Annotated in this window: 12 protein-coding genes; 7 read left to right on the top strand and 5 right to left on the bottom strand. The window is 42.0% G+C overall.

Going from position 1 to position 9,428, the window contains the following annotated elements:
- Nucleotides 1–7: 7 nt before the first annotated feature.
- The 7 genes from ACH0QE_RS11415 (at nucleotide 8) to ACH0QE_RS11445 (ending at nucleotide 4,532) form a co-directional block, all read left to right on the top strand.
- Entirely contained in the window at nucleotides 8–1,078 is a 1,071-nt protein-coding gene (locus ACH0QE_RS11415) for a DUF438 domain-containing protein (protein WP_415800815.1), read from the top strand.
- Nucleotides 1,079–1,230: 152 nt separating this feature from the next.
- Entirely contained in the window at nucleotides 1,231–1,728 is a 498-nt protein-coding gene (locus ACH0QE_RS11420) for a DUF2269 domain-containing protein (RefSeq protein ID WP_415800801.1), read from the top strand.
- Nucleotides 1,729–1,802: 74 nt separating this feature from the next.
- Nucleotides 1,803–2,171 carry a PH domain-containing protein gene (locus ACH0QE_RS11425; protein ID WP_415800802.1) on the top strand — a complete coding sequence of 123 codons (369 nt, stop codon included), beginning with the start codon at nucleotides 1,803–1,805 and terminating at the stop codon, nucleotides 2,169–2,171.
- A 547-nt stretch (nucleotides 2,172–2,718) separates the two neighbouring features.
- Nucleotides 2,719–2,934, top strand: coding sequence for a DUF1659 domain-containing protein (locus ACH0QE_RS11430; RefSeq protein ID WP_041966809.1), 216 nt, complete (start codon nucleotides 2,719–2,721; stop codon nucleotides 2,932–2,934).
- A 36-nt stretch (nucleotides 2,935–2,970) separates the two neighbouring features.
- A complete protein-coding gene (locus ACH0QE_RS11435; RefSeq protein ID WP_215035741.1) occupies nucleotides 2,971–3,189 on the top strand; it encodes a DUF2922 domain-containing protein in 219 nt (72 codons plus the stop codon).
- A 70-nt stretch (nucleotides 3,190–3,259) separates the two neighbouring features.
- Entirely contained in the window at nucleotides 3,260–3,451 is a 192-nt protein-coding gene (locus ACH0QE_RS11440; RefSeq protein WP_415800804.1) for a YvrJ family protein, read from the top strand.
- A 178-nt stretch (nucleotides 3,452–3,629) separates the two neighbouring features.
- On the top strand, nucleotides 3,630–4,532 hold the full coding sequence (locus tag ACH0QE_RS11445) for a hypothetical protein (RefSeq protein ID WP_415800805.1): 903 nt from the start codon (nucleotides 3,630–3,632) through the stop codon (nucleotides 4,530–4,532).
- Nucleotides 4,533–4,601: 69 nt separating this feature from the next.
- Here the strand turns inward: ACH0QE_RS11445 and ACH0QE_RS11450 are convergent, their stop codons facing one another.
- The 5 genes from ACH0QE_RS11450 to ACH0QE_RS11470 form a co-directional block, all read right to left on the bottom strand.
- Nucleotides 4,602–5,462 (bottom strand): AraC family transcriptional regulator, encoded by an 861-nt coding sequence (locus ACH0QE_RS11450; protein ID WP_415800807.1) that lies wholly within the window; start codon nucleotides 5,460–5,462, stop codon nucleotides 4,602–4,604.
- Nucleotides 5,463–5,699: 237 nt separating this feature from the next.
- Nucleotides 5,700–6,317 (bottom strand): acetate uptake transporter, encoded by a 618-nt coding sequence (locus tag ACH0QE_RS11455; protein ID WP_415800809.1) that lies wholly within the window; start codon nucleotides 6,315–6,317, stop codon nucleotides 5,700–5,702.
- Between the two features lie 470 nt (nucleotides 6,318–6,787).
- Complete coding sequence (locus ACH0QE_RS11460) at nucleotides 6,788–7,516, bottom strand: TIGR02206 family membrane protein (RefSeq protein WP_415800811.1); 729 nt, start codon at nucleotides 7,514–7,516, stop codon at nucleotides 6,788–6,790.
- A gap of 172 nt (nucleotides 7,517–7,688) precedes the next feature.
- Nucleotides 7,689–8,408 (bottom strand): hypothetical protein, encoded by a 720-nt coding sequence (locus ACH0QE_RS11465; protein ID WP_415800813.1) that lies wholly within the window; start codon nucleotides 8,406–8,408, stop codon nucleotides 7,689–7,691.
- A gap of 4 nt (nucleotides 8,409–8,412) precedes the next feature.
- The gene (locus ACH0QE_RS11470) at nucleotides 8,413–9,168 is read right to left on the bottom strand and encodes a class I SAM-dependent methyltransferase (RefSeq protein ID WP_415800814.1); all 756 of its coding nucleotides are present in this window, start codon (nucleotides 9,166–9,168) and stop codon (nucleotides 8,413–8,415) included.
- Nucleotides 9,169–9,428 lie beyond the last annotated feature (260 nt).

Genomic DNA, 9,428 nt, shown 5'->3' on the forward strand with positions numbered 1-9,428 from the left:
CGAGGAAATTGCCGGCCTACAGCATGTCGAGCTGATCGAAGGCGATATATCCGTTACGGAAATGCAGCGTATTTATGCGGCACACTCCGACCTTTTTAAAGGAGCAATCGAAGAGAATGAATCCGTGTATGGACCAGAAAACCAGCCTGGACACCCGGTCCATACATTCGAAATGGAAAACCGTGAGATTGAGCAGCTTTTACAAAACAGACTTCGCGCTCACCTTGAACAATTTGCAATAGAAGACAGTGCTGAAAATATCAATCTGCTGCTGGAGGATTGCAACCTTCTCTATGACATTGATAAGCACTACAGCCGCAAGGAAAACTTGATCTTCCCTTACCTTGAAAAGTACGGAATCTACGGCCCGACAACGAATATGTGGCGTATCGATGATTTTATCCGCGACGGAATCAAGCTGGCTAAGAAAAAACTGGCCAATTATGATGGCGATAAAAATGGTGTAATTGAAGAGGTCCAGTTTGTCCTTAGGGAAGTAAGCGAAATGATTTACAGGGAGGAAAACATCCTTTTCCCGATGGCATTGCAGAATTTTACGGAAGATGAATGGGTAAAAATCGCTCATGAAAGCGACGAGATCGGCTACTGTCTGACGGCACCCACCCAGGAATGGAAACCTGCCCGGAAACCCCTTGACGCTGATGCGATTTCGGAAGGCTATATCAAAATGGAGACGGGAATCCTGTCATTGAAGCAGCTTGAGCTGCTGCTGAACCATTTGCCGGTTGATATTACCTTCATTGATCAGGATGATGTCGTTCGCTATTTTTCACATGGTAAAGAACGAATTTTTGCGAGAACAAAAGCAGTCATCGGCCGCACTGTTCAGAATTGCCATCCGCCGAGAAGCGTCCATGTTGTTGAGGATTTGCTGCGCGACTTCAAAGCTGGCAAAAAAGACACCGAAGACTTCTGGATCAAGGTCCGCGACAAATTTGTCTACATCCGTTACTTCGCGGTTCGGGATGAAGACAATCAATATATCGGAACCCTCGAATTCACACAGAACATCAACCCGATTCAAGCGCTTGAAGGAGAAAAACGGATATTGTCTTAAACCGGCACTAGGCAACAGCCCACCACAGCTGTTGCCTATTTTTATGCCAAAAATACGACCACAGCAGTAGTAGACATTAAGGCTGTGGCACATTATGAAACTATTTTTCAACCACTATAATGAGAAACGATTAATAGATTGGAGGAATCAACTTGAGAAAGATAGGACCTAAGGGTTTAAGATGGTTGAAAATAATTCACGTATTTTTAGTAGTATTATTCTTTGGCGGGATATTAAGTTCCGTGGCCTTAAATCTACACATAGATTTCACTTATTATGATGAGGCATATCTCGGCTATAAAAACATCGTCACGATAAGTGACCAGATTGTCAGATGGGGGGCAATCGGAACGCTGCTTGTCGGGTTCACATATGGATTCTTTACGAACTGGGGATTCTTCAAGCACCGTTGGGTAGGCTTGAAATTCATTTTGTATATCATCCAAACGGTTGTCGGAATTTTTATCGTCGACGAACTAATGATGGAAAACATGGAGCTATTGGAAACGCAAAAAGAATTGGCCTTAAGCAATCCAGACTTCATTCAAAATCATCTAATCAGGCAATATGCGGTTTACTTTCAAATTGCCGTCACTATCTTCATTTTCATCATTTCCTTTTTAAGACCCTGGAAAAAGAAAAAGATTTAATCATTTACAGCAGGGATTCCCAAATATATACAGAATAACAACTGAGAAATAATATATAATGGGAGGTTATGAAGATGGTTGCAACACAAGCGATTTTAGCGTGGACATTTATCTCTGAATGCCCGATTCCAAATGATGTAAATGAACTTTTAGTAGAAGGGGAAAAGGCGATCGCGGCTTATAAAACCGTACGCGACAGCGCAATTTTCACCAATAAACGATTGATTGTCAGGGACGCTCAAGGCATCACTGGCAAAAAAGTGGAGATTTACTCCCTGCCATACTCCTCGATCAATATGTGGTCCACCGAAAATGCCGGCAGCTTATTTGATGTAAACGCCGAGGTCGAATTATGGACCAGGGCCGGCCATATTAAGGTAAACCTGAAAAAAGGCGTAGATATCCGCAAGTTTGATAAGCTGATAGCTGAAGCGATTTTGTAATTTGAGTAAAGCATTCCTCGTCAGTGGACAGAGGGATGCTTTTGTTTTGGTTCCATGCCTACCGACAGGAAAAACCACCTGGTCAGAGAAAAACTCTTTCGGACAGTTTCTACTTCTCTTCTGCACAATTTGTCCGATAGAGCCTTGCTATTGGACATTCTCCGATTCTTTCCCGTCCAGTTTGTCCAATAGAGTCCTTCTATCGGACATTCTCCGCTTCTTTCCCATCCAGTTTGTCCGATAGAGCCCTTCTATCGGACATTCTCCGCTTCTTTCCCGTCCAGTTTGTCCAATAGAGCCCTTCTATCGGACATTCTCTGCTTCTTTCCCATCCGGTTCGGCCGATAGAGCTTTCCTATTGGACAGTGTTCCCTTCTTTCCCGTCCAGTTTGTCCGATAGAGTCTTTCTATCGGACAGTTTCCCCTTTTTTCCCGCGCCGTTTGTCCGATAGAGCACAATTGGCGGCCAACTTAATTAAATATTTTAGCCCACCCTGTCCTTTTCCCCTCCCCGCCTGTATATAGAAGGTGAAAGGAGGTGAGGCAAATGGCAATGGCGATGTTGAAGGATTCTAATATCAGGCTGATGTTTGAAGCAGGTGTTGATGAGAAAGGCGAGCCGATCTTTAAGGGTAAAACATACCGCTATGTGAGAAAGGAAGCTACTGCTGACCAGGTTCAGCAGGCGGCTGTGGCTCTTGGTGGCCTTAGCGCGAACTTGTTAAGCTCTGTGGAGCGTAACGACAGCTTCGATATCATCTAATCTGGCAATCTACTCTTTTAATAGGAGGTGAAAAAAATGGCTAAGACACTTGAGTTGCAATTCGCTACTGACCTTGGCAAGTACGCCAAGCTAACGGTTGATAACCCGACGGAGCCGGTGGATCCAGCAGCTGTCAAGCTGGCAATGGAGCAAATCATCGCTTCCAATGCATTCCTGCCAACGAATGGAACCCTTGTTTCCGTTCACAGCGCACGCGTCGTCGAACGCAACGTAACCGAATACGAACTTGTTTAATAAACGCGGGCCGGTCTTCTTTTAGAGACCGGCTCTTATTATAAAAATTTGAAAAAGGGAGGAAACGCACATGGAACAGCTGATTCCATTTATTAGCGATGTTGGATTCCCGATCGTCGTGACACTGTACTTGCTTCACCGAATCGAAGCAAAGCTGGATACAGTCGTCCAATCGATCCAGGGCCTGCCTTCGCGATTGCAGGAACGGCAAGAGCCCGAGCCGGTTTATACCCAAAAGGCAATCCGGGAAATCAATCACTAAACATCTGAAACCATCACTCTTTTAAAAAGAGGGTGGTTTTTTCATTTAATCAAACGTTTGATTAAATTATTTACATCATCACAAAATAATTATTGGAATTATATGTTAAAATGTAATCAATGATTTATTCGACTTGCTTTGCTTGGCTGACTGACTTGAAGGCTTAAGGGGGTCAAAAATGGCAGCTATTATTTATAATGTCATATTAATTGCTAGCTTCTTATTTTTATTACGAAAAAAAGCCGATACAGAAGCATATTTTCCTTTAAAAATCATTGGGTACTTTTTTTTAGGCTCGTTTGCCTTTAATTTGAATCAAGTCTCTCTGCCGCTTGGGTTTATATTGTATCTCCTGTTTTTTCGTCCCAAGTTAAATGCACATGTAAAACGGATGGCTGCTGTTCTTGGCGTTCTTTCCTTTATCATTGTCCATTGGATTTTCCCGTTTGGCATCAACCAATGGGAGAATCGCTCCATTTTCCTTGAGCATGAACTTGGCTCCGTATATACAATGGATTTTCAACATGAATATGAGCTGATTAAGCAGGAATTAAGCTTGGAGAACGACTTTTTGAAGCTCGGAGACTTTAGAGTGGATTATCTTGAAGATGGCAGCATTAAAGAAGTAGGCTGGCAACTGGTCCGGCAAGATGACAATAGCTATTACCTTTATTACATTCAATATGATTCTGACAGGAGCAGGTATCAAGTTACGAAAAGCCTGACCGATACTTGGCTCCAGTATGATCGATTAACTGATGCTGATCGTTTCTTTAAAAACCTTGATGTACTTGATATTAAGGAACTTACGAAAACGAATGGCAGTTTTTCATTCTACGCAATCCAAAGTTCCGGGGAACGGGTCTTTTATGGAGAAGAAGATCGAACTGATTTCTTTGTATCAAATGGAGAAATCCAATTATTAGATCATGAGCAATTGCCAGTTGGGGGTTATATTGTCTCAACCTTTGCAATGAAGAAAACGGGAGAAGAAAAAGATGAACAAGGAAGAGTAATACATGAAAGCTTTGAAAGCACCGAATCATCTAATTATCTATTTGATGTAGAGTTTGAGGAGTAAAAAAACTCCCAAACGACAAAGAGAGCGGCCTCCCGCCGCTCTCTTATACACTATTGGCAGTGCCATCCCTTACTTAACCGGAATCCAAACCTCAGAATAATAGTCAGGATCAGCTGAATCCCCTGCTGGATACACCTCCAGCTCAGGCGTTCCAGCATGCTCGAACCCGCTGGATGGAAACCATTCCGTAAAAATTTGCTTCCACACGTTTTGCATCGCGTCTGGCATCGGGCCGTGGACCTCGAAAATCGCCCACTTAGAAGCCGGGATTTCCATCTTCAAATAGCCGTCTGGTGTTTCGCCTTCGTACGCAGCCGCAACCCAGTAATCCATCCGCTTATCCTGGACATTGCTTTGATCTACACAAACACCAAGGACTCCCTTCACCGGCCCATTATTTTTATCTAACAAATAATCACTGGTTCCATCCTGATTGACCTGATCCCACATCTTTGGAATGCCAGCCAGATTCTCCCCATTTGCGAATGAAAATCCCTGCTTGATTCCGATCACCACAAAACCATCTTGCTCTACCACTTTGTATTGCATCGGTTCCGCTCCCTTCAGACTCACCTGGATTCCCAGGCGGCTATATGATTTCAGCTTCCCAGTGTACTTTCGCGCTTCACTTGGCGAAATGCCATGCTGCCTGCGGAAAGCCTTTGTAAATGCTTCAGGAGTGTCATAGCCATATTTCAGTGCAAGGTCGATAATCCTGGCATCCCTGCTGCATAGTTCGCCTGCTGCCAGCGTCAGCCGTCTGCGCCGCAAGTATTCTCCAACGGATATATCCGTCAAAATCGCAAACGTTCGCTGAAAATGAAATGGAGATGAATGGGCCTGTTTCGCAATCTCCTCCACCGTGATCTCGTCCAGCAGGTGCTCCTCCATATAATCAATCGCCTTTTGCAAAGCCTCAATCCACGCCATATCACTCACTCCCTTAAAAACATCCTATCAAGTTTCATTTCGGCAATCCGGTCATTTTTTGCTCATGTTTGTCAGTAATTTCTATATAAAATCGCCATTTCCCTTTTTTAAAGGAAAAATGATCTCTATCCCCCTTTAAATCGTTAGCTTGGCAGACACTAAAGTTTCTCCCTTCAACCCTCTCTTCCTTTTTTTCGAAAAAAAAGGCACTAAGCAGTCATGCTTAGCACCTTTCCCTTATTTCTTAAAAATCCCGAATGGCTTGCCAATTGGCAGGACAACTCTTCCAAAGTGGGTGTTCAGCACATTTGCTGCTGATCCGTAGAATGAAAGAATCGCAATTCCCAGTTCAGCCACGGCTGCTAGCATATGCGATGCCTCATGGAAGATATCAAATGAACTTAAAGATAGTCCGATAAATAAGAAGTCAATCAATACGAAAATGAAGAACAAGACTTTATTTGTTTCCAGAGCTCCAATCGTCATGAAGACACTGAAAATCAAATAGCCGATGAAGGCCATTCCCAATTGCTTCACATCACCGTCAGCTGCAAGGCTTTTACCGAAAAATCCGAGCTGAATCAGCCAAGTCGTTCCGACACCGAACCAGAAGAGTCCGAACGCACCGAAAGCTGTCATTCCAAATATATTATTATGCTTCCCATCAAGAATCGCAGCATAAAGCTGTGCTAGTCCACCAAGGAAAATAGCCCATGGGATGATGAGTGATACACCATCTGTGAACCCAAGTTTCTGGGACGATGCCACTAATGTAACCATCGCCAGTCCAAACAAACCTAGTGCTGATGGATCCGCTGTTGTAATTTTAATCTGTGTTTGATTCTGAGTATCCATTTCTGCCTCCTAATAAATAAATGCGCAAGCGCCTTGGTCAGCCCTGATAAGCGCTGCCCGCCTTAGAACGCCACGTCCTGTGGCTGGCGGGTCTAGCACATCGTGTGCCTCTGATGGCCGACCGGTGAAGTCGTTCTTTGACTTCATTGGGCGGATCGAAGCGTCTCGAGGGGCTAGGCGCTGGAGCTAGACAATTCTCGAGGTGAATTGCCTACTTTCTACATTTTCAAAAACATACTTTTGTACTTTACAGGATTCAAGTGTACGAGTCAATATGATTTATTTGTCATTTGAAACAAATCGGGGATCTCCTCTTTGCGCACCACATGAAAAAGAGACGGATACTGTTATATCCGTCTTTCTTGATTCAGTCTATCAGCTCGTTAGCAAACTGAAGGCAACCGCAATAAGTCACCTCCACATCTATTCTTAAATTTGAAAAATTTTATAAAGATTCAACTTAAACAACTCTACTGATGATACATTCCAATCAATCGTCTTCGGTTCTCTCTTTTGATCAGCTGCCACATCGGGATATACGTAATACTGAACAGGATCAGTGCCGCAACTTCAAGATTCAGATAATACATGATGCCGCTGCCGAAGAAGGAAAGGATTGTTTCTGCTTCTGTCGGACTCGCCAAATAGAAAAAATTCGTATCAAACAGGAAATTGAAAATGAAGATTGGAACGGCGACAATGTTCACGACAAGGTAAGTGAATAGAATGGCTTTGCGGGGAACTCTGTAGCCTTCAAAAAGGATGAAATACAATGCGGCAATCGGAATGGCTGAGTGGTTGAGGAAGTATTCAATATAGTCGAAATGAGGAAAGGTGTAAGACATTTCAGGTGTAACCATGGCTAATATTGCCGGCAGTGTGCCGATGAAGTAGAGCACATAAAATCCTTTCACACTCTTCTTCAAAAACAAAAACATCGCCAGGAAGGAGCTCATCGAACACAAGTGTAAAGGAAGGTCACCGATTTGCCATTGGCCGGTCAGGATGAGCCATACCTGGTGTGAAACCTTACACACCACCAGAGTCCAAAATATAATCCATTTCAAAACATTTTTATGCGGCCTGATTTGGTTTCGGAATAGCACCAAACTAAGACATACCGTAAAAAAAATCCCCAGAGTTATCAAGTGCTCAGCAGAAAACAGTTCAAAACCCTGCATTCCCGTAACAGAAAACATGATGTCATCACCTCGCTGTACATTTAAAATGCTGTTAACTATAAATGTATGCGAGAGGTCATCAGTTGAACACAGTATTACTGCCGATTTTTCTTTGTTGTTGATAACAAAAAACTTCCGAAAACAGGAAGTTTTTTAGCTTCTAAAAATAATGGACCTCATTTGAACAAGACTATGGAGAAAGATTGGTAAGTTCAAAGAAACCAGGGTCAGGCTTCATCATTTTTGTACCTCTTTCTGACTGAAAATAAATTTCTTTTTCATTTTCATAAAGAACTTTTATTTTTAAGTCCCCAAACTCAATAACGCCTGTGTTTTGGCGCGGCAGAACTTCTTCTTCCCAATCAAACGCATCGTCATTTATAAAAGCTGCAATTTGCTGGATTTTAGTCTGATCATTCATCTCAAAACATTCTTCATCATCTAAGTTTTGATATATACAAATACTTTCTGGAATGTTATGAATCCAAGTTGTAGAGTTATATATTGGCGTCTTGTCAAACATCACCTCTGTTTGGTCTTCATGTTGATTATAGTAAGCTGAGATGTATAGTTCACCTTCAAACCCATTTTTTCTCCACCCTGAATGAAACCCGCCCCAATCATTATCTGGATCACCATCATTTAGGGCTGAACCTTCGAACTCTAAATTCCAGCCAAGTTTCGGAAGTTCTTTTAAGTAAAAATGATAGATATCAATCCAAAGATTTTTATCCATGACATAATCGTGTTCTCTAGGTTTTAATCCTTCAAATAAAGGGATATCTTCGTGGTTCTCAGGGATAATCGTCATCCCCTTATAAGTATCATCGGTAGCTTTTTGATACAAAAACAAGCCCATTACGATTAAAACTAATACACCTGCTAAAATGAGCCAATGTATTTTTTTCATTTCATCACCCTTTGATTGATTTAATGATCATCGTTGTCGGAAATCTCCTTGCCTTGTACAAAGAATAGTAACGATCAGATATTTCCTCACTTGCTCCATCAAATCCAGATGAAACATCGCTTTCAATCACAGACTCAATCATAAAACCAGCTTTTATTAATGCGTTTATGTAAGTTGCCAGCTTTCTTTTAGGAATGATTACCGGAGCTTCTTCTCCTTTAAAATTTTGGTACTGCGTTACCCCTTCATTTTGATATGACCCATCAAGATAGATTTCACCTTTCCGGCTTTTCAAGTGAGCATATAATGGATGATCCCAGCTGAATATAAAGGAGCCGCCTGGCTTCAAATACGAATGGATCAGTTCAAAAGTAGCAGCAAGATCTGTGGTCCAGCCAATTGCATAAATAGAATAAACCACGTCAAAGTATTGCTTTGGCAGTCCAATTTCAGCTTCCATAGGCGAGCAGAATAAATGGTGTTTTACATCCTTAAGGGTTTTTTCTGCTGTACTAATTTGAGTCTCCGACAAATCAATTCCCCAAAGTTCGCTCGCCCCCCTTTCGGCCATATATCTAAGTGAATGGCCGCTTCCACAACCGATATCAAGAATCTTTTTATTGCTGACTTCGCCAAATAACCCTAACTCCTCTTCAGTCTGTGCAAAAGGACCATATCCGGGCAAGGCATCCTTGCCATCAAAATGATGGGCTACTGTATCCCAGCTTTTTTTGTTTTGTTTAATGATGTCAATTGACAATTTAATCGCTCCAATTTTATTTAAGGTCTTTATTTCATTCAAATTTTAACATATTATTCCATGTTAGAGCTTACGTATTCTGAAAATAATGATAAATACTTAAAACAAAAAAAGAAGCCATCATTGCCTCCCTTTCACAACCTCTATTCTGTCAGCGAATCCCTAAAATGCTCTTATGAAATTATTAATAAATTATTAAAAATGGACACGCAAAAAAGAGAGTGACATCTTGCAGTCACTCTCCATTCTCCGCATTTTTA

Origin of the sequence: Mesobacillus sp. (assembly GCF_047739415.1) — a bacterium.
In the GTDB taxonomy this organism is placed as follows: domain Bacteria; phylum Bacillota; class Bacilli; order Bacillales; family Cytobacillaceae; genus Mesobacillus.